The sequence below is a fragment of the Kineosporia sp. A_224 genome, assembly GCF_002198655.1.
GTDB lineage: Bacteria > Actinomycetota > Actinomycetes > Actinomycetales > Kineosporiaceae > R-H-3.
In genome coordinates, this window is record NZ_MWLN01000234.1 from 22381 (window position 1) to 42443 (window position 20063).

Here is a 20063-nt window from a genome sequence, read left to right on the forward strand (position 1 = left end):
CTCGGGACGGCGGGGGAGGTGGGAGTCAGTCGAGGTCGATGAGGCGGGCGTCGGGGCCGGCGCGGGCGATGAGCAGCGGGGTGAGGGTGCCGAAGCCGCGGACCTGGCGGACGCGCTGCGCGACGAGGACGACGTCCGGATGGCCCTGCAGGCGCGCCGCGGTCGCGTGGTCGGTGACGACCGTGCCGGGCTGGGCGAGCGCGGTGAGCCGGCTCGCGAGGTTGACCGTGGCGCCGTAGACGTCGCCGAGGCTGCGCAGGACCGGGCCGTGCGCGAGGCCGACCCGGACGTCGGGCACGAGCCGGTCGATGGCCATGAGCTCGGACAGCGACAGCGCGATGACCGCGGCCGAACCGGGGTCGTCGGTCGTGAAGAGCACCTCGTCGCCGATCGTCTTGACGACCCGCCCGCCGCCGGCGGTGACGACGTCCGACGCCAGCCCCTCGAAGCGCTGGACGAGCTGGCCGAGCTCGCGCTGCTCGAGACGCTGGCTGAGCCGCGTGTAGGAGACGAGGTCGGCGAAGCCGACCGTGAGGTCGGTCGCCTGGAGGTCGTCGCCGGCGTCCGGGTCGGCGCCGAGCCGGGCGACGACGGCGGCGAGCCGGCGCCGCCACGCGTAGACGACGACCTGTTCGAGGTCGTCGACGAGGTCGACGAGGTGCCCGACGGCGAGCTCGGAGCCCTCCGAGCCGACGCTGTCACGCAGGTGCTCGAGCAGCGCCTCGACCTGCCAGGAGACGAGCCGGTCGGTGGTCTGGCCGACGGCGCGGGCCAGCGCGATCGCGGTGGGCTCGTCGATGAGCCCGTCGCGGACCGCGCCGACGACCCGGGTCAGGGCCGCGACGTCCGCGTCGGTGAAGGCGACGTCCGCCTCGGCGACGTTGGCGAACCCGAGGGCGCGCCAGAGCTTGCGGGCCGAGAGCACCGAGACGCCGACGAGCTTGGCGACCTCGCGGCGGGCGTACCGCCGGGGACCGCCGAGCAGCCGCAGCTCGAGCGCGGTCGCCGTCCGGCGCAGGTCGCGCGACGTCTGCGGCCCGGCCTGCGTCACCGCCGCCACCAGCCGCCGCGGCCCCGCCGCCGCCATGTCACGTCGTCCACCTCGTGCACCCCGTCGTCCCGTCCCCCGACGTCCTCGGCCCCGTCGTCACCCTCGTCCCCGAAGTCCTCGTCCCCGAAGTCCTCGTCGTCGAGGCCCTCGTCGTCGGAGTCCTCGTCGTCGAAGCCCTCCTCCTCGAAGGGCTCGTCGAGGTCCTCGACGTCGAGGAGATCTTGGCCGAACGGTCCGCCGTCCGCGTCGGTGGGGTCCTCGTCCGGGTCGTCTGCCTGGTCGTCGGGCAGGTCGTCGGGCAGGTCGTCGTCGGCGAGACCGGCGTACTTCTGCACCGCCCGCTGCACGTGCTCGACGGCCGGGACGTCGTCGAGGACGAGCGGCCCCTCCCCCGTCGCGTCGATCCGGATCCGGCCGCTGCCGAAGACCCGGTCCAGCGGCCCGGTCCGGAAGGTCACGCCGCTGACCCGGGCGAGCGGGACGTCCCGGCCGAACCGGCTGAGCACCCCGCGCCGGACGGCGACCCGCTGCGTCGTCACCGTGTAGACGGTGCTGCGCCAGAGCAGGAACGGGACGACGGCACCGCGGAAGACGACGACCCCGCCGAGCACGAGGACGACGGTCCGCAGCACCGAGCCCACCCCGCCGGGGCTGACGAAGCCGGCGACGACCCCGGTGACCGGAGCGAGGACGAACAGGACGATGACAGGCCCGACGAGCACGCGGCCGTGCGGCCGGACGGCGAGCACGACCCGCTCGTCGTCGGCGAGCGCGCGCTGCGGGATCCCCATACCGGTGATGATGCCGTCTCGCGGGGCGGTGATCAGCCGGAGCCGGACGACGCGGCCGACGGCCGCACGTGGACGACGTCCCCGGCCGCGAGCGCGTGGGTCCTGCCGTTCGCGTCCCGGACGAGGATCTGGCCCGCGTCGTCGACGCCCTCGGCGACCCCACGGACGACGCCGCCGGGCAGCTCGACGGCGACCTCGAGACCGATCGTCGCGCAGGCCTCGCGGTAGGCCGCGGCGATACCGCTCGCCCTCGGGTCGCCGGCGGCGCGCCGCCAGGCCCGGTACCGGTCGGACAGCGCCCGCAGGTAGGCGCGGAGCACGGTGTCCCGGTCGGTCGTCGCCGAGCCGGCGAGCGCGAGCGACGTCGCGGTCGGCACCGGCAGCTCCTGCGCGGCCTGGGTCACGTTGATCCCGGCGCCGACGACGACGGCGATCCCGGACGGCGTCGACGCGAGCTCGGCGAGGATGCCGCAGACCTTCCCCGGCTCGGCTCCCGGCCGCCCGTCACGCGGCACGAGGACGTCGTTCGGCCACTTGAGCCGGGCGTTCAGCCCGCAGGTGCGCACGAGCGCGTCGTGCGCGGCGACGCCGGTGAGCAGCGGCAGCCACGACCAGTGCTCGGAGGCGACGACGGGGAGCTCCTCGCCGTCCGGCGTCGTCGTCGGCGTGCCCGGGCGCAGGAGCACCGAGACGGCGAGCGCCGCCCGGGCCGGGGTCTGCCAGGTCCGGTCGAGCCGGCCGCGCCCGGCCGTCTGGTGGTCGGTGACGACGACGAGGCCCTCGGGCTCGCCGTCCGCGGCCCGGGCCAGCACGTCGGCGTTCGTCGAGGCGGTCCGCGGCAGCACGTCGAGCGCACGCCAGGACGCGCCGGGCCCCTGCGTGACGGCCCGGCGCAGCGCCGTCCTGCTCAGCGGCGGCCGGCCGAGGTCGCTCCAGGGGCTCGCGTCGTCCACCCCGGCAACCTACCCGGCGCCGCCAGGGCGTCCGTCCGGTGCGACCCGCGGATGTGACGAGCACCGCTCACGGTCTCGGCCCCGCGCGGGTCGGCCGGACTAGGCTCGGGGACCGGGTGGCCGCACCGGTGCAGCCCCCGACAGGAAGGGACGTCATGGCGGAGCCGGCGAGCGCGGGCGGGACCGAGATCCCCTCGGACATCGACATCCACACGACGGCGGGCAAGCTCGCCGATCTCGAGCGCCGGGCCGACGAGGCGATCAACGCCGGGTCGGCGAAGGCGGTCGAGAAGCGCCACGCGCAGGGCAAGAAGACGGCGCGGGAGCGGATCGACGCCCTCCTCGACGAGGGCTCGTTCGTCGAGCTCGACCAGCTGGCCCGGCACCGCAGCCGCAACTTCGGGCTGCACCACAACCGGCCCTACGGCGACGGCGTGGTCACCGGCCACGGCACGATCGACGGCCGCCAGGTCTGCGTGTTCGCCCAGGACTTCACGGTCTTCGGCGGCAGCCTCGGCGAGGTCTTCGGCGAGAAGATCGTCAAGGTCATGGACCTCGCCATGAAGATCGGCTGCCCGGTCATCGGCATCAACGACTCCGGCGGCGCGCGGATCCAGGAGGGCGTCGTCTCGCTCGGGCTGTACGGCGAGATCTTCCTGCGCAACGTGCACGCGAGCGGCGTCGTCCCGCAGATCTCGCTCATCATGGGCCCGTGCGCCGGCGGGGCGGTCTACTCCCCCGCGATCACCGACTTCACGGTCATGGTCGACCAGACGTCGCACATGTTCATCACCGGTCCGGACGTCATCAAGACCGTCACGGGTGAGGAGGTCGGCTTCGAGGAGCTCGGCGGCGCCCGCACGCACAACAGCAAGAGCGGCAACGCGCACTACATGGGCTCCGACGAGGACGACGCGCTCGAGTACGTGCGCGCCCTGCTCTCGTACCTGCCGAGCAACAACCTCATCGACGCCCCGGCGTTCGACGCCGAGGCGGACCTCGAGCCGAGCGCCGAGGACCACGTGCTCGACACGATCATCCCCGACTCGGCGAACCAGCCGTACGACATGCACACGGTGCTCGAGGCGGTGCTCGACGACGGCGAGTTCCTCGAGGTGCAGCCGTTGTTCGCCCCGAACATCCTCATCGGCTTCGGCCGGGTCGAGGGCCGTTCCGTCGGCGTCGTCGCGAACCAGCCCATGCAGTTCGCCGGCACCCTCGACATCGACGCGAGCGAGAAGGCAGCGCGGTTCGTGCGCACCTGCGACGCGTTCAACGTGCCCGTCCTGACCTTCGTCGACGTCCCGGGCTTCCTGCCGGGGACCGACCAGGAGTGGAACGGCATCATCCGGCGCGGCGCCAAGCTCATCTGGGCATACGCCGAGGCGACGGTCCCGAAGGTCACGGTCATCACGCGCAAGGCGTACGGCGGCGCGTACGACGTCATGGGCTCCAAGCACCTCGGCGCCGACGTCAACCTCGCGTGGCCGACGGCCCAGATCGCCGTCATGGGCGCCCAAGGCGCGGTGAACATCCTCTACCGGCACGAGCTTCGGGACGTCTCGGAGGCCGCCGGCGACGTCGACAGCGAGCGCCGCCGGCTCATCACCGAGTACGAGGACACCCTCGCCAACCCGTACATCGCCGCCGAGCGCGGCTACATCGACGCGGTCATCCCGCCGTCGTCGACCCGGGCGGAGATCGTCAAGGCGCTGCGGATGCTCAGGACCAAGCGCGCGACGCTGCCGCCGAAGAAGCACGGGAACATCCCGCTGTGAGCACGGACCACGACCCGGAGACGGACGGCGCGCGGTCGCCGGCCGCCCGGCCGACCCTGCGCGTCATCTCCGGCGACGCGACGCCCGAGGAGATCGCGGCGATCCTCGCGATCGTCGCGGCCCGCTCGGGCGGCAGCGCACCGCTGTCCGGTGCGGACGACGACCGGGCCGCCACGTGGTCCGAGCACGGCCGCGCCCACCGGCACATCCGGGCGGCCTTCACCCCGAGCCGGCACGGCTGGAAGACGTCGTACTGGCCGAGCTGACGCGCCGCGCATCAGGCTGAAGACTTCCGTCGTCGTGGACGGCCGGAGTCTTCAGCCTGATGACGTTCCGGGGCCGGCAGCGAGAGGGCACCGCGGACCGCACGCGCGCGGCGTCCCGTTCCAACCTCTCCGGCGGAGCACATGGACCACCTGGGCCGCCACCTCGCACGGCGTCCCCGCGACCTCGCGCCAGCCGTAGCGCAGCGGTACATCGCCCGCCTCGACGACCAGGTTGTCCCGGGCCCGGTCTCGGAACCGGGCGTCGTCGGGGTGCGCCTCCCGCCCGTCGAGCTCGACGACCAGGCCCCAGCGCCGGTACCGCAGGTCGCGGTAACGGCGTCGCCCGTCCGGCCCCGTGTCCCCCGCATTGCGGTCGGGCGGGGGGAGCCGGTGCCGCCGGTCGACGTCGCGGGCCCAGCGCAGTTCCAACGGCGAGCGGACGCCGTCCACGACGTCCCCGAGCACCTCGCCGACGAGCGCCCGCCACCGATGCCTGGGCCGCTGCCCCAGTGCCCACCGGACCCGGTCTGCGGTCGTGTGCCGGCTCTGGGTCGCCCGCAGCAACAGGTCGACCACCCGGGCCGGGTCGTCCGCGCTCGCCGCGACGTCGAGCAGCGCCTCCTCGACCCGCAGCCGCGGCGGAAGCGCCGCCGGATGGGTGGCCGCCCGCCACCGGGCCAGCGTCACGACGCGGACGCCCGGCTGGTCCCGCACCCGCCGGGTCGCAGGCACGCAGACGGTCACGACCTCGGGCGGCGCGGGGGCGACGCCCCAGAGCCACAGCGCCGCAACACCTCCGACCGCGGCAGGCGGGCCTGCGTAGAGGACCGCGGCCCAGACCCGCACGACCGGAGGCACAGGTCCGGTGAAGGTGGCGTACACGCCGGGCAGCAGCCGGGACCAGCGCCCGCTCGCGAGCCGGGCGGCTACCGCCGACCCCGTGAGCCCGACCGCCAGGAGCTGGGACCGGCTCACGACGCCGGCCTGTCCCGCCGCGAGGTCGGACCACGCCGCCGGTGGCGCCCCTCCTCCGCACCTGTGCTCCGCCACCCGACGATCATGGCGAAACCCGCACCGCGGCGGCGATCGGTGCGCGTTCACCTGTGGACAACGGCTCGGCTGAAGACTTCCGCCGTACGGAGCGACGGAAGACTTCAGCAGGACCTCGTTCGTGCGGACCCAGCGAGGCCGCGGGGGAATCTCGTTGCGGACGACAACGGGCGGGAGGTACCAAGAGCGCATGACGACCGTGATCGGCGGGACCCCGCCGGACGACCCGGGCACCGGCAGTCCCACCACCGAGCGCTTCGACACCATGGTCGACGACATCCTCGCGGCCACCGGCGGGCCGATGACTCCCGGCGAGCGCCGATGGGCCGACGACCTGCTCCGCGCTCCACGCTGACAGCACGCCTCGCGGTGCGCCGACCCCCCATCACCACCGCCGCACTAGGGTTTGCGCATGACCGGCACCGTGGGCATCGCACTCGTCGGCTCGAAGTTCATGGGCAAGGCGCACTCGAACGCGTGGCAGCAGGTGACGCGGTTCTTCGACCCGCCGCTCACGCCCGTGATGCGCACCGTCGTGGCGCGCGACGCGATCGCGACCGCCGAGTTCGCGCGGCGCTGGGGGTGGCAGTCGTCGACGACCGACCTCGCCGTCGCGCTCGCCGACCCGGAGGTCACGCTCGTCGACGTGTGCACGCCGAACGACGTCCACCGCGAGCAGGCCGTCGCGGCGCTCGAGGCGGGCAAGCACGTGGCGTGCGAGAAGCCGCTCGCGGGCACGTTCGCCGACGCGAAGGCGATGGCCAAGGCCGCGAAGAGCGCGACCGGCAACACCTACGTGTGGTTCAGCTACCGGCGGGTCCCGGCGATCGCGCTCGCCCGCACCCTCGTCGGCCAGGGCCGGATCGGCGAGATCCGGCACGTCCGCGCGGTCTACGCCCAGCAGTGGGGCGGCCCGGCCGCGCCGGCGGTGTGGCGGTTCGACGGCGGCATCGCCGGCTCGGGCGCGCACGGCGACCTCAACGCGCACATCGTCGACGCCGTCCGGTTCGTCACCGGTGAGGAGATCGTCGAGGTGAGCGGCTCGATCACCAAGACGTTCGTGCCGAGCCACACCGTGGACGACGCGGTGCTCTTCCTCGCGCGGCTGTCCGGCGGCGGGGTCGCCACGTTCGAGGCGACCCGCCTCGCGACCGGGTTCCACAACCACCACGGCTTCGAGATCCACGGCGAGCTCGGCGCACTGCGCTTCTGGTTCGACGAGATGCCCTACCTCGACTACTACGACGCGACCGCCGAGCCGCTCGTGCGCGGCTGGACGCGGATCGAGGTCTCGGACGGCGACGCCGGGCACCCGTGGGTCGGCAGCTGGTGGCCGGCCGGGCACCCGATCGGGTACGAGCACACGTTCACGCACCAGGCGTTCGACATCCTCACCGCGCTCTCGGGCGCCGAGCCGGTCGCGCCGATGCCGGACTTCGCCGAGGCGCTCGTGGTCCAGGCCGTGCTGGAGACGGCACTCGAGTCCGCCCGGCGCGGCACCCCGGTCGAGGTCGGCGAGCTGCTCCTCGGCTGAGAGATCCTCCTCACCCGGGCCGTCGGCCCTGCCGTTCGTCGGCGGCGGCTGCTTGGATGACGCCATGAGGCGACGCTTCGCGCAGGTCGACGTCTTCACGCAGACCCGGTACCGGGGCAACCCGGTCGCGGTCGTCGTGGATGCCGACGGCCTGTCCGACGAGCAGATGCAGCGCTTCGCCGTGTGGACGAACCTGTCCGAGACGACCTTCCTGCTCCAGCCGACGAAGCCCGGCGCGGACTACCGGGTCCGGATCTTCACCCCGAGCGAGGAGCTCCCGTTCGCCGGGCACCCGACGCTCGGCACCTGCCACGCCTGGCTGCGCAGCGCCATCAACGGCGCCGCCCGGCTCGACCGCACGCGGGACGTCGTCCAGGAGTGCGCCGCCGGGCTCGTCCGGGTGCGGCGCGAGGAGGGCCGGCTCGCGTTCGCCGCTCCCCTGCTGCGCCGGTCCGGCCCGGTCGACGAGGCGGACGTCGCGCGGGTGGCCGCGGCCCTGCGCATCGACCGCGCCGACGTCCTCGACGCCGTGCACGCGGACAACGGCCCGCCGTGGGTCGCCGTCCGGCTACGGGACGCCGCCGCCGTCCTCGCACTGCGCCCCGGGTCCGTCGGCGACCGCTACGTCGGGGTCGTCGGCCCGTACCCGGGGAGCTCGCCCGAGGCGGTCGAGGTGCGCGCGTTCTGTCCCGGGGGCGGCGACGTGACGATGGAGGACCCGGTGACCGGCAGCCTCAACGCCGCGATCGCCCCGTGGCTCGAGAGCGCCGGGGTCGTCACGTATCCCTACGTCGCGTCCCAGGGCACCCTGCTCGGCCGGGCCGGGCGGGCGCACCTGTCCCGGGACGACGAGGGCACCGTCTGGGTCGGCGGGACGACGATCACGTGCGTCGACGGGTTCGTCGAGCTCTGACCTGTCGAGGGGCCGCGCTCAGAACCGCCCGAGCACGAGCAGCCACAGCGGCCCGGTGACGACGAACGCGAGCGTCGACAGCACGATCCCCGCGGTCGCCTCCCCCTCGCGCGCCCGGTAGCGCTGCGCGAAGAGCAGCGCGTTGCTGCCGATCGGCAGCGCCGCCGCGAGGACGACGACCGCGAGCGGCACGCCGGTCAGCCCGGCGCCCCAGTGCGCGGCGACGAGCACGAGCGCCGGCTGGACGACGAGCTTGCCGACCGACAGCGCCACCGCCGGCCCGGCGACCCCGACCACGCCGTACTGGTGCAGCGACAGGCCGATCGTCACGAGGCACACCGGGACGACGGCCTGCCCGAGGGTGCGCAGGATCTCGTCGAACGGGCCGCCGAGCGGCAGCGACAGCAGGTTCCACGCGAGCCCGGCGAGCACGGGCAGGACGACGGGGTGGACGACGGTGCGCCGGGCCGTCGTCAGCGCCGTCGCGAGCGGCCCGGGCCGGTCGCCGCCGACGTGGGCGCGCACGAGGTCGGCCTCGACGAGCACCGTGAGCACGGTGAGCAGCGTCAGCGCGTGCAGGCTGACGATCGCGACGTGCAGCGCCAGGCCGGCCTCGCCGAACAGCGCCGTGACGATGGGGATCCCGAGCTGCACCGTGTTGCCGAAGCTCACGCTGATCGCGCGCACCGCCGGGCCGGCCGGCTCGAGCCCGCCACGCCGGCGCTCGCGCAGGTACACGACGAGCAGCAGCGCGACGACCGGGCCGAAGAATGCCGCGAGCGTCGCCCAGGGCAGCGCCGCGAGGTCGATCCGGGCCGTCGTCCGGAACAGCAGTGCCGGGGTGAACAGGTAGAACGCGGCGTTCGACATCACCCGCGCGGTGTCGCTGCCGTCGCCGAGGAGCTTCGTCCGCCCGGCGAACCAACCGAGCCCGATGACGGCGAAGATCGCCAGCAGGCGCAGCACGACGACGGAGGACACCGCGCGAGTATCCCGGCCCCGTCGCGCCCGCCCTGCACGCGGGGTGCGTCACGTCTGCGCGACACACCCTGCAGGGCCGAGGGATCGCGCCGCCGGTCGACCTACGCTGCGCCCATGCGGAAAGTGCTGGGGGCCGTCTGCGTCGCCGTCGTCACGGCTCTGTCGGCCGTGCTGCTCGGCGTGCTGCTGGTCGCGGGCGCCGCACCGGCCGGTGCGGCGTCCCCGACGCTCGTCTCCAGCTCCCCCGCGGCGAAGGCGCGGCTGTCGTCGTGGCCGGACGCCGTGACGCTCACCTTCAGCGACCGGGTCGCGAAGGGGACGGCGTTGGTGCGGGTCGACGGGCCCGGCGGGGTCGTCTCGTCGACCGGGCGGACGGCGACCGACGGGCGGACGGTGACCCAGCCGCTCGCGCAGAAGGCCGGGAAGGGCGAGTACGTCGTCCGCTGGACCGTCGTGCTCCAGGACGGCACCCAGCTCGCCGGCACGATCCCCTGGACGTTCGGCACCGGCGCGAAGCCGGCCACGCAGAGCCGCACCGTCGTCGCGGCAGAGAACGGCGTCGACGCCGCGCGCACCAACCCGGCGGCCGGCGCGCTCCTCGTCGGGGTGCTCGTCATCGCGCTCGCCTGGGGCTTCAAGCGGCTCCGGTCGGCGTTCGGCCGCTGACCCGGTCACGGGTACTGCCAGCCGAGCAGGTTCCAGTTCACGACGAACCAGGTGAACGCCACCAGCCCGAGGAGCAGGGCCACCTGGTGGGTGCGCGCCAGGGTTCCTGCGCCCGGCCCGCGCCATCCGGCGACGGTGCAGGCCAGCGCCCCCGCACCGAGCAGCAGCACGAGCACCGGCACAGCGAGCAGCGCAGTGAACCTCGCCGGGACCGCGTACAGGTAGGCGCTCGTGTCGCCGAGGAGCGTGGCGGCGAGCAGGACGAGGAAGGCGAGGCCGAGTCCCGTCGCGGCGGCGGCGAGCCTCCGGGCGGCGCGCCAGGGCCGGCCGCCTGTGGCAGGACGTCGTCGCAGCCGGCGCCACCCCGCCGCCACCGGCACGGCGGACGCGCTCAGACCGAGGACGGCGAGGACGGCGAGCACCGCGAGGTTGACCGGCAGCGTGTCGGCCGGATCCATCAGCTGGTAGGCGGCCCCGTCGGTGGCGGCGTAGAACCGGCCGCCGGCACCGGCCCGGAACACGAGGTGGTCCCGTCCGTCCGCCGACCCGTAGAGGCCCCCGCCCTGCGCCGTCCAGCGCATGCCCTTGAAGTGCAGTGCACCGTCGGAGCGCACGGTCAGCCGCATCGGGCCGAGCAGGTTCGTCAGCTTCTCCACCGTCGACTCGTTGTGCCGTGCCGGCTGGTAGAAGCCGGCCCGCGGCGCGACGACCGGACCGCCGGCCGCGGTCGCCGGCGGCGCCGCCGGGGTGAGGAAGCGGTCGTCGAACGCGCGCAGCACGTCGGTGAGGGCCGCGATGCCGCCGGTGGCGTTGGCCGAGACGAACAGCCCGAGGTCGCAGTCGGGCACGAGCAGCAGCACGCTCTCGAACCCCTCCCAGCTGCCGTCGTGGGCGAGCACCCGGTGACCGTTGACGGTGCGGTCCATGAAGCCGTGCGCGAAGCCCGCGAGCCGGGGATCCGCCGCGTACGTGCGCCGGTGCATCAGCGCGACTCCCGCGGGGTCGAGGATCCGCCCGTCGCCGTACCGGCCCTGCTCCAGCTGTGCCGTCATGAAGTGCGCGATGTCGTCCGCCGTCGTGCTGATCGCGCCGTCCGGGGTCATCGGGTCGAAGGTGAAGGGGATCCGCCGCGGCGGTGACACGTCGGAGTCGTAGCTGCGGGCGAGGTCGCCTGCGAGGGCGGCGGGCACCGGCTCGGCCGCGGTGCTGCGCGTCATCGCGAGCGGGGCGAACAGGTGGTCCTGGACGTAGCGCTCGTACGGCTGCCCGCTGACCCGGGAGACGATGTGGCCGGCCAGGGCGGCGCCGTAGTTGGAGTATGCGGACATCTCGCCGGGCGGCCGGATCCGCGCCGGTAGATGCGCGGCCAGATAGGCCCCGAGCGGCTGCACGTCCGCGGCGCTGCGGGCGGCGGTGCCGACGACCTGCCCCTCGAACCCGGAGGTGTGGTCCATGAGCGTCGCGAGCGTGACCGGCTCGGGGTAGGTGGCCGGGATCCTGAAGCCCGTGAGGTAGCGGTTGACGTCGGCGTCCAGGTCGAGGCGGCCGGCCTGCACCTGCTGCATGACGGCCGTCCACGTGAAGAGCTTGGTGATCGAGGCGATCCGGACGAGCGACCGGTCCGGGTCGAACGCGGTGCCGTGCTCGACGTCCGCCAGGCCGTAGCCCCGGGCGAAGACCGTCCTGCCCCCGGAGACGACGGACACCACGGCGCCGGGCACGCGATCGTGGCGCAGGCGCCCGGGCACGGCGGTGTCGAAGAAGCCGGCCAGAGCGGTCGGCGTCGCGGGCGCGCAGGCACCGGACGAGCCCGCCGCGAGTAGCGGCGAGGGCGGCATGGCCGGCTGGGCCGGCGCGACGGGCGTGGCCGCCGCGGCCCCGGGGGCCAGGGCCAGGTGGGCGGCGACGAGCAGGCCCACCATCGCCGGTCCCTTGCGGTGCAACAGGTTTCTGGTCATGCCGCCCAGCGTGTCCGGGCCGGGGCGGCGGCCGCATCGGCGCCGGGTCGGCACCGGGCCTCGACCAAAGTCGCACCCCGGCGACCCGGATCCTCGACCCCGAGAGGGACGTCCCCGCACGGTGCCCTGCCTAGGCTGGGCTCTCGTGAGGACGAGGTGGCAGACCCTGCTCGCCGAGCCGCGGACCGTCGACGCCGCGGTGGTGCTGGGCTGCCTGGTGCTCACCGTGCTCGCCGTCCGGGGGGCCTGGTCGGGCCTGCCGGCGGCGGTCATCGTGCCGGCAGGGGTCGGCGGCAGCGCGGCCCAGTGGTTGCGCCGCCGACACCCGCAGGTGGCCGCGATCGCCGGGGCGGCCTCGTACACGCTGTCGGGCAACCCGGGCCCGTTGCTGGCCGGCCTCTACGCGGGCGGCGCGTACGCACCGCGGCGCCGTGCGTGGCTCACGGCGACCGTGGGGGCTGCCGGGCAGGCCGGCTGGGCGTGGGTCGACGCCGGCAGGCTGACCGCGAGCGACGCGGCGTTCTCCGTGGTCGGTGCGGTCGTCGTGGTGGCGGTCGGCGTGCACGCCGCCACCCGGCGCGACCTCGAGGCGTCCCTGGAGGACCGCGCCGAGCGGGTCGAGGCCGAACGGGTGCTGCGCGACCAGCAGGCCCGGTCCGCCGAGCGCACGCGCATCGCCCGGGAGATGCACGACGTGCTGGCCCACCAGATCTCGCTCATCGCGCTGCACGCCGGGGCCCTCGAGGTGGCCGCCGGCGACGACCCGGAGCGCACCCGGGACGGCGCCGCGCTCATCCGCGGGACCGCGCGGGAGGCGCTGCGCGACCTGCGCACGGTGCTCGGAGTGCTGACGACGGAGCCGCTGCCGGCCGCCGCGCCCGACGGCGCCCCCTTCGCCGACCTCGGCGACCTGGTCGAGGCCTCGACGCGCGCCGGGCAGCAGGTCGAGCTGCAGGACCACGGCGGCAGGCTCCCGCCGGCCGTCGCCCGGGTGGTCCACCGGGTGGCCCAGGAGGGGCTGACCAACGCCCGCAAGCACGCCCCGGGAGCGCCGGTCGTCGTCCGCGTCGAGGGCGGGGACGGCACCGAGGGCGGAGACGACACCGAGGGTCTGGTGACGGTGACCGTGACCAACGACGCCGCGTCCCGGCCAGCCCTCGACCTGCCAGGCGCGGGCGCGGGACTGCTGGGCCTCGCCGAGCGGGTTCGGCTGGCCGACGGGTCCCTGGAGAGCGGGCCGCGCGAGGGCGGGGGCTGGCAGCTGCGGGTCGTGCTCCCTCGCGCCGGCAGCGAGGACGCGCCGTGATCTCGGTGCTGCTCGTCGACGACGAGATGCTGGTCCGCGCCGGGCTGCGGATGATCCTCGGGACGGACGCCGGCCTGCAGGTCGTCGCCGAGGCGGGGGACGGTCACGCAGCGGTGGAGGCCGCCACCCGGCACCGTCCGGACGTGGTCCTCATGGACCTGCGGATGCCGCGGCTCGGCGGGGTGGCGGCCACCGCCCGCCTGCGGGCCCTGGCGGAACCGCCGGCGGTCGTGGTGCTGACCACGTTCGACACCGACGACGACGTCTTCCAGGCCCTGGCCGCCGGGGCGACCGGGTTCCTGCTCAAGGACACGCCTCCGGCCGAGCTGCTCCAGGCCGTCCGTCTCGCTGCCGCCGGCGAGTCCCTGCTGTCCCCGAGTGTGACCCGCCGCGTGATCGAGCGCTTCACCGCCGAGGACCGCAGCCGCACCCGCGCGGCCGCCCTCGCCCGTCTCGAGACCCTCACCGCCCGGGAACGGCAGGTGCTCGCCGAGGTGTCGCAGGGGCACACCAACGCCGACATCGCCCGTCACCTGCACCTGAGCGAGGCGACCGTGAAGAGCCACGTCACGCACCTGTTCGAGAAGCGGGACGCCACCAACCGGGTCCAGCTCGCCGTCACCGGATTCCGCGCCGGCCTCGTGGACTAGGCGAGCGGCGAGCGCGCGATCGTCGTCCAGGCCCCGTCGCCCTCGAAGAGGACGACGGACAGCTCGGTGACCCGGTGCACGACCGGCAGCCAGGGCTCGAGGCGCTCGACGGCGTCCTTGAGGGCGATCTCGTCGTCGACGTCGATGCCGGCGCCGTCGAGGTCCATCACCGTGAGGTGCGGCGTGATCTCGGCGTGGGCGCCCCCGTACGGCGGGGTGTGCGGCCACCGTCGCGCCGCGGACGCCGTGAGCCGGGCGAACGGCTCCGCGGGGTCGGGTGCGAGCCACAGCACCCCGGGGAACCAGCGGAACCGGTCGAAGACGACCTCGAACGCGGGGACCTCGGCGGCCACCTGCCGCAGCCCGTCGAGGTCGGCCGCGGTGACGGCGGCGGGGGCCAGCCAGGGGTAGAGCACCGTGACGTGCGGGAGCACCGCCGCCCCGGCCGCCGGACCGAACACGGTCGGGACGTGGTCGAGCAGGTCCTCGGCGGCCGGGACCGTGGCCACGACGGCCGTCCGGCCGACCTGAAGATCCACGGGTGCAGCGTATCCGCGCATGACACAACGACAGTGTTACGAAAAGTAACTGCAGATCAACGCGGCGTGTTGGGTTGTGCGGGCCAGGCCGGGATCAGCGGAGCGCCTCGGCCGCCTCGACGGCGAGCGGGTCGAGGCCGTCGTCGCCCGCGTCGACGGCGGCGAGCAGCTGGTCCCGCATCCGGGGCTCCCAGAAGCTCCGGATGTGCTGCACGACCCCGGCCACCGCTTCGTCGTGCGGCAGGTGCCTGAAGTGCCGTGCCACGTCGTTCACCAGGCGAACCTGTGCCGCCACCGCCACGCCTCGTCCTCGCTCTCGCCTGTCGCTCTCGTCAGTCGCTGTGCCGGGTGCTCGTCGGACGTCGCTCAGTCGCCGGCGACCGGCGTCGGCAGCGGCCGGTCCTGCGCGACGACCCCGGCCGGCGTCCTGGCCTGCGCCAGGCCGACCTGCACCGCCGTCACCTTGTACTCCGGGCAGTTCGTCGCCCAGTCCGACTGGTCGGTCGTCACGACGTTCGCCCCGCTCACCGGGTGGTGGAACGTCGTGTAGACGACCCCGACGGGCATCCGGTCGCTGATGACCGCCCGCAGCGTCGTCGCCCCGACCCGGCTGGAGACCTGCACGAGGTCGCCGTCCTCGATGCCGCGGACCTCGGCGTCGTGGGCGTGGACCTCCAGGACGTCCTCGGCGTGCCACAGCGAGTTCGACGTCCGGCGGGTCTGGGCGCCGACGTTGTACTGCGACAGGATCCGCCCCGTCGTGAGGATGAGCGGGTACTTGCGCGTCGAGCGCTCGTTCGTCGGCACGTACGGGGTCGGGATGAGGTGCCCCTTGCCCCGGACGAAGCCGTCGACGTGCATGGTCGGCGTGCCCTGCGGGGCGTTGGAGTTGCACGGCCACTGCAGCGAGCCGACCTCGTCGAGGTGGGCGAACGAGACGCCGGCGAACGTCGGCGTCGTCATGGCGATCTCGTCCATGATCTGGCTCGACCGGTCGTACGCCATCGGGTAGCCCATCGCCTGAGCGATGTCGCAGACGATCTGCCACTCGTGCTTGCCGTTCTTCGGCTGCATGACCGGCCGCACCCGGTTGATCCGGCGCTCGGCGTTGGTGAACGTGCCGTCCTTCTCGAGGAACGACGTCCCCGGCAGGAAGACGTGCGCGAACTTGCTCGTCTCGTTGAGGAACAGGTCCTGGACGACGACGAGGTCCATCGAGCGCAGCGCCTTGTGCACGTGGGTCGTGTTCGGGTCGGACTGCGCGATGTCCTCGCCCTGCACGTAGAGGCCGCGGAAGGTGCCGTCGATCGCGGCGTCGAACATGTTCGGGATCCGCAGGCCGGGCTCGGAGTGCAGCGTGCGGCCCCAGAGGGTCTCGAAGACAGAGCGGACGGCGTCGTCCGAGACGTGCCGGTACCCGGGCAGCTCGTGCGGGAACGAGCCCATGTCGCACGAGCCCTGGACGTTGTTCTGGCCGCGCAGCGGGTTGATGCCGACGCCCTCGCGGCCGATGTTGCCGGTCGCCATCGCGAGGTTGGCCATGCCCATGACCATCGTCGAGCCCTGGCTGTGCTCGGTGACGCCGAGGCCGTAGTAGATCGCGGCGTTGCCGCCGGTCGCGTAGAGGCGGGCGGCGGCACGGAGGTCGGTCGCGGGCACGCCGGTGACGTGCTCGACCGCCTCGGGGCTGTTCTCGGGCTGCGAGATGAACGCGACCCACTCGTCGGTGCCCTCGCAGCGCTCGGCGACGAACGCGTCGTCCATGAGGCCCTCGGTGACGACGACGTGCGCCATCGCGTTGACGACCGCGACGTTCGTGCCCGGGGCGAGCTGGAGGTGGTGCTCCGCCTCGATGTGCGGCGACCGGACGAGGTCGATCCGGCGCGGGTCGATGACGACGAGCTTGGCGCCCTGGCGCAGCCGGCGCTTCATCCGGCTCGCGAACACCGGGTGGCCGTCGGTCGGGTTGGCGCCGATGACGACGATGACGTCCGCCTTCGCGACGGACGCGAAGTTCTGCGTGCCGGCACTCGTGCCGAAGGTCTGCTTGAGGCCGTAGCCGGTCGGCGAGTGGCAGACCCGGGCGCAGGTGTCGACGTTGTTGTTGCCGAACGCCGCCCGCACCATCTTCTGGACGACGTACACCTCCTCGTTCGTGCAGCGCGAGGACGTGATGCCGCCGATCGCGCCGGGGCCGTGCGCGGCCTGGATCGCCGTGAGCCGCTCGGCCGTGTAGGCGATCGCCTCGTCCCAGGAGACCTCGCGCCACTCGTCGTCGATGCTCTCGCGGACCATCGGCGACAGCACCCGCTCGGAGTGCGTCGCGTAGCCCCACGCGAAGCGGCCCTTGACGCAGGAGTGCCCCTCGTTCGCGCCGCCGTCCTTGAAGGGGACCATCCGGACGACCTCGCCGCCGCGCATCTCGGCCTTGAACGAGCAGCCGACACCGCAGTAGGCGCACGTCGTGACGACCGACCGCGTCGGCATCCCGATGTCGACGACCTTGCGCTCCTGCAGGGTCGACGTCGGGCAGGCCTGGACGCACGCGCCGCACGAGACGCACTCGCTGTCGAAGAAGTTCTCGCCCATCCCCGGGGAGACCTTGGAGTCGAAGCCGCGACCCTCGATCGTCAGGGCGAACGTGCCCTGCACCTCGTCGCAGGCCCGCACGCAGCGGCTGCAGAGGATGCACTTGCTCGGGTCGAAGTCGAAGTAGGGGTTGGAGAGGTCCTTCTCCTGGTGGGTGTGGTTCTCGCCCGCGTACCCGTACCGGACGTCGCGCAGCCCGACGACGCCCGCCATGTCCTGCAGCTCGCAGTCGCCGTTCGCGGCGCACGTGAGGCAGTCGAGCGGGTGGTCGGAGATGTAGAGCTCCATGACGCCGCGGCGCAGGTCGGCGAGGCGGTCGTTCTGGGTGGTGACGTTCATGCCGTCCGCGCAGGGCGTCGTGCACGAGGCGGGTGTCCCCCGGACGCCGTCGATCTCGACGAGGCAGAGCCGGCACGAGCCGAACGCCTCGAGCGAGTCGGTCGCGCAGAGCTTGGGGACGGCGACCCCGGCGAGCGACGCGGCCCGCATGACGGACGTGCCCTTCGGCACCTCGACGCCCTGGCCGTCGACGGTGACCCGGACGGTCGTGTCCGACGTCCGTGCCGGCGTGCCGTGGTCGGGCTCCTTGAGCAGGCTCACGGTGCCACCTCCTCGTTCGTGGACGGCGCGCTGCCGGCGGGGGCCCCGAGGGACGCCGCGACCGACGCGTTGGCAGGGGTGTAGACCGGGCCGGCGGACGCGGCCTCCCGGCCCGGGCGGTGCCGGCCGATGGTCACCGGGACCGGCTCGTGGTGGAAGTCCTCGGGCCAGTGCTCGATCGCGCTGCGCACCGGCATCGGCGTCAGGCCACCCATCGCGCACAGCGACCCGTCGGTCATGAGCGTGCAGAGGTCGTCGAGGAGGGCGAGGTTCTTCTCCCGGTCGACGCCGGCCCGGATCCGGTCGAGGGTCTCGACGCCGCGGGTGGCGCCGATCCGGCACGGCGTGCACTTGCCGCAGGACTCCTCGGCGCAGAAGTGCATCGCGAAGCGGGCCATCACTGCCATGTCGACGGTGTCGTCGAAGACGACGACGCCGCCGTGCCCGACCATCGCCTTGACGGCCGCGAACGCCTCGTAGTCCATCGGCAGGTCGAACCGGGACGGCGGCAGGTAGGCACCGAGCGGACCGCCGACCTGGACGGCGCGCACCGGCCGGCCGGACGCCGTCCCGCCGCCCCAGCGCTCGACGAGCTCGCCGAGGGTGACACCGAAGGCGGTCTCGACGATGCCGCCCTGCCGGACGTTGCCGGCGACCTGGAACACCTGGGTGCCGCGGGAGCGGCCGACGCCGAGGTCGGCGTACGCCTGCGCGCCGCCGGACATCACCGCGGGCACGGTCGCGAGCGTGAGCAGGTTGTTGACGACCGTCGGGCGGCCGAAGAGGCCCTCGAGCGCCGGCAGCGGCGGCTTGGCCCGGACGACGGCCCGCTTGCCCTCGAGGCTCTCGAGCATCGAGGTCTCCTCGCCGCAGATGTAGGCGCCGGCACCCACCCGCACGAAGAGGTCGAAGTCGAGCCCCGAGCCGAGGATGTTCTCCCCGAGCCAGCCCCGGGCGTACGCGATCTCCACCGCGCTCGTGAGCGTCGCGACGGCGTCCGGGTACTCGCTGCGGACGTAGACGTAGCCCTCGCGGGCGCCGACCGCGTACGCCGCGACCGTCATGCCCTCGATCGTCGAGAACGGGTCGCCCTCGAGGAGCATCCGGTCGGCGAACGTGCCGGAGTCGCCCTCGTCGGCGTTGCAGCAGATGAACTTGATGTCGGCCCGGGCGTCGGCGACGGTCTTCCACTTGACCCCGGCCGGGAAGCCGGCGCCGCCGCGGCCGCGCAGGCCGGACGCCGTGACCTGCGCGACGACCTCCTCGGGCGTCGTCGACAGGGCCGTGCGCAGACCCGCGGTGCCGCCGTGGGCGAGGTAGTCGTCCGCCGACAGCGGGTCGATCACGCCGACCCGGCCGAACGTGATCCGGTTCTGGGAGGCGAGCCACTCGAGCTGCTCGGTCTCGCCGAGGGCGAGCGGGTGGGCTGCGAGGGCGGAGGACAGGTCCGCAGGGTCGGCGTCGAGCAGACCCGCCTCGAGCAGACCGGCGACGTCGCGCGGGGCGACCGGGCCGAAAGCGTGCCGCGGCCCGCCGTCGACGCTCACCTCGACGAGCGGCTCGAGCCACAGCAGACCGCGGGAGCCGTTGCGGACGAGCGTCACGCCGTCCGCGTCGGCGACGGCCTGCCCGATCCGGGCCGCGACGCCGTCCGCGCCGACGGACCGGGCGGCGCTGTCGCGCGGGACGTAGACGGTGCGGCTCACGCGCCGACCCCCTCGGGCTGGGCGGGGCTGTCGGCAGGGCTGTCGACCAGCGCCGCGACGGTGTCGACCGTGACCCGGCCGAGCACCCGGCCGTCGACGATCGCGGCCGGGCCGAGCGCGCAGTTGCCGAGGCAGAAGACCTCGTCGAGGGTCACGCCGCCGTCGGCCCGGGTCGCACCGCACTCGACGCCGAGCCGGGCCTCGACCTGCGCGGCGAGGGCGTCGGCGCCGACCGCCTGGCAGGCCTCGGCACGGCAGAGGCCGACGACGGTGCGGCCGGGCGGCGTCCGCCGGAAGTCCCGGTAGAAGGAGACGACGCCGTGGACGTCGGCGCGGCTGAGGTTGAGCTCGGCGGCGATGACCGGCACGACCTCGGTCGGCACGTACCCGAGCGCGTGCTGGACCCCGTGCAGGATCGGCAGCAGCGCCCCCCGGTCGCCGCGGTGCGTCGCGACGACGGACCGCGCGACCTCGGCGAGGTCGGCGGTGGCGCCGGGGGCGGTGGGTGGTGGACTCGAAGCGCCGTTGCTCACACAGCCAGCATGCATCACGGGGTGGCACGCGGGGCAGCCACCGTCCGGGACCCGTGCCCACGTCGCGGGACTAAGTTCCGCATCGTGGGACGCGCGGGAGGGCGGCGGGGCTCGCGGCGGACGGCGCGCGGGGCGACGATGGGCGGGTGCCCCATGCGACCACCCGCCGTCGCGTCGTCCGCGTCGTCCTCGACGCCGA

19 protein-coding genes are annotated in these 20063 nt (G+C 74.2%); 8 read left to right on the forward strand and 11 right to left on the reverse strand.

The features are described 5' to 3' along the window. Positions 1–25: 25 nt before the first annotated feature. From EDJALFJO_RS31790 to EDJALFJO_RS31800, 3 genes are read right to left on the reverse strand one after another with little or no spacing between them, the layout of a single operon-like run. The gene (locus EDJALFJO_RS31790) at positions 26–1087 is read right to left on the reverse strand and encodes an adenylate/guanylate cyclase domain-containing protein (RefSeq protein WP_088290640.1); all 1062 of its coding nucleotides are present in this window, start codon (positions 1085–1087) and stop codon (positions 26–28) included. Then, complete coding sequence (locus EDJALFJO_RS31795) at positions 1048–1842, reverse strand: PH domain-containing protein (RefSeq protein WP_088290641.1); 795 nt, start codon at positions 1840–1842, stop codon at positions 1048–1050. Before EDJALFJO_RS31795 ends, EDJALFJO_RS31790 begins: the two co-directional genes overlap by 40 nt. A 32-nt stretch (positions 1843–1874) precedes the next feature. Further along, positions 1875–2795, reverse strand: coding sequence for a biotin--[acetyl-CoA-carboxylase] ligase (locus EDJALFJO_RS31800; protein WP_088290642.1), 921 nt, complete (start codon positions 2793–2795; stop codon positions 1875–1877). 155 nt (positions 2796–2950) lie between these two features. Here EDJALFJO_RS31800 and EDJALFJO_RS31805 point away from each other — a divergent pair, with 155 nt between their 5' ends. Both EDJALFJO_RS31805 and EDJALFJO_RS31810 read left to right on the forward strand, forming a co-directional pair. After that, complete coding sequence (locus EDJALFJO_RS31805; protein ID WP_088290643.1) at positions 2951–4573, forward strand: acyl-CoA carboxylase subunit beta; 1623 nt, start codon at positions 2951–2953, stop codon at positions 4571–4573. Continuing rightward, the gene (locus tag EDJALFJO_RS31810; RefSeq protein WP_088290644.1) at positions 4570–4839 is read left to right on the forward strand and encodes an acyl-CoA carboxylase epsilon subunit; all 270 of its coding nucleotides are present in this window, start codon (positions 4570–4572) and stop codon (positions 4837–4839) included. The genes EDJALFJO_RS31805 and EDJALFJO_RS31810 overlap by 4 nt, the downstream gene beginning before the upstream one ends. Positions 4840–4890: 51 nt before the next feature. Here the strand turns inward: EDJALFJO_RS31810 and EDJALFJO_RS31815 are convergent, their stop codons facing one another. Further along, on the reverse strand, positions 4891–6156 hold the full coding sequence (locus EDJALFJO_RS31815; RefSeq protein WP_369812599.1) for a type IV toxin-antitoxin system AbiEi family antitoxin domain-containing protein: 1266 nt from the start codon (positions 6154–6156) through the stop codon (positions 4891–4893). Here EDJALFJO_RS31815 and EDJALFJO_RS34720 point away from each other — a divergent pair. The 3 genes from EDJALFJO_RS34720 (at position 6080) to EDJALFJO_RS31825 (ending at position 8336) form a co-directional block, all read left to right on the forward strand. Further along, positions 6080–6244: a hypothetical protein gene (locus EDJALFJO_RS34720; protein ID WP_158220644.1), complete on the forward strand. Its 165-nt coding sequence runs from the start codon at positions 6080–6082 to the stop codon at positions 6242–6244. The two genes, EDJALFJO_RS31815 and EDJALFJO_RS34720, sit on opposite strands and share 77 nt — an antisense overlap. Positions 6245–6301: 57 nt before the next feature. Beyond that, positions 6302–7423 (forward strand): Gfo/Idh/MocA family protein, encoded by a 1122-nt coding sequence (locus tag EDJALFJO_RS31820; protein ID WP_088290646.1) that lies wholly within the window; start codon positions 6302–6304, stop codon positions 7421–7423. Positions 7424–7487: 64 nt separating this feature from the next. Next, positions 7488–8336, forward strand: coding sequence for a PhzF family phenazine biosynthesis protein (locus EDJALFJO_RS31825; RefSeq protein ID WP_088290647.1), 849 nt, complete (start codon positions 7488–7490; stop codon positions 8334–8336). Between the two features lie 18 nt (positions 8337–8354). On the opposite strand, the gene EDJALFJO_RS31830 is transcribed toward EDJALFJO_RS31825, so the two are convergent. Next, complete coding sequence (locus EDJALFJO_RS31830; protein ID WP_088290648.1) at positions 8355–9317, reverse strand: AEC family transporter; 963 nt, start codon at positions 9315–9317, stop codon at positions 8355–8357. Between the two features lie 114 nt (positions 9318–9431). Here EDJALFJO_RS31830 and EDJALFJO_RS31835 point away from each other — a divergent pair, with 114 nt between their 5' ends. Continuing rightward, positions 9432–9983, forward strand: a complete 552-nt coding sequence (locus EDJALFJO_RS31835) for a copper resistance CopC family protein (RefSeq protein WP_088290649.1) — start codon at positions 9432–9434, stop codon at positions 9981–9983. Between the two features lie 5 nt (positions 9984–9988). Here EDJALFJO_RS31835 and EDJALFJO_RS31840 read toward each other — a convergent pair whose 3' ends face one another. Further along, positions 9989–11941, reverse strand: a complete 1953-nt coding sequence (locus tag EDJALFJO_RS31840) for a serine hydrolase (RefSeq protein WP_158220645.1) — start codon at positions 11939–11941, stop codon at positions 9989–9991. A 145-nt stretch (positions 11942–12086) separates the two neighbouring features. Between EDJALFJO_RS31840 and EDJALFJO_RS33870 the strand changes: the two genes are divergently transcribed. Further along, complete coding sequence (locus EDJALFJO_RS33870) at positions 12087–13247, forward strand: sensor histidine kinase (protein WP_158220646.1); 1161 nt, start codon at positions 12087–12089, stop codon at positions 13245–13247. A gap of 5 nt (positions 13248–13252) precedes the next feature. After that, positions 13253–13897, forward strand: a complete 645-nt coding sequence (locus tag EDJALFJO_RS31850) for a response regulator (RefSeq protein WP_369812601.1) — start codon at positions 13253–13255, stop codon at positions 13895–13897. Here the strand turns inward: EDJALFJO_RS31850 and EDJALFJO_RS31855 are convergent. The 5 genes from EDJALFJO_RS31855 to EDJALFJO_RS31875 all read right to left on the reverse strand — a co-directional run bounded on the left by EDJALFJO_RS31855 (position 13894) and on the right by EDJALFJO_RS31875 (position 19864). Continuing rightward, on the reverse strand, positions 13894–14436 hold the full coding sequence (locus tag EDJALFJO_RS31855; RefSeq protein WP_158220647.1) for a 2'-5' RNA ligase family protein: 543 nt from the start codon (positions 14434–14436) through the stop codon (positions 13894–13896). The two genes, EDJALFJO_RS31850 and EDJALFJO_RS31855, sit on opposite strands and share 4 nt — an antisense overlap. A 94-nt stretch (positions 14437–14530) precedes the next feature. Further along, a complete protein-coding gene (locus tag EDJALFJO_RS31860; protein WP_198950836.1) occupies positions 14531–14710 on the reverse strand; it encodes a formate dehydrogenase subunit delta in 180 nt (59 codons plus the stop codon). Positions 14711–14802: 92 nt separating this feature from the next. Continuing rightward, positions 14803–17625, reverse strand: coding sequence for a formate dehydrogenase subunit alpha (gene fdhF, locus EDJALFJO_RS31865; protein WP_088290654.1), 2823 nt, complete (start codon positions 17623–17625; stop codon positions 14803–14805). Continuing rightward, complete coding sequence (locus EDJALFJO_RS31870) at positions 17622–19331, reverse strand: NADH-quinone oxidoreductase subunit NuoF (RefSeq protein WP_088290655.1); 1710 nt, start codon at positions 19329–19331, stop codon at positions 17622–17624. Before EDJALFJO_RS31870 ends, fdhF begins: the two co-directional genes overlap by 4 nt. Beyond that, positions 19328–19864: a formate dehydrogenase subunit gamma gene (locus tag EDJALFJO_RS31875; protein ID WP_198950837.1), complete on the reverse strand. Its 537-nt coding sequence runs from the start codon at positions 19862–19864 to the stop codon at positions 19328–19330. Before EDJALFJO_RS31875 ends, EDJALFJO_RS31870 begins: the two co-directional genes overlap by 4 nt. Positions 19865–20063 lie beyond the last annotated feature (199 nt).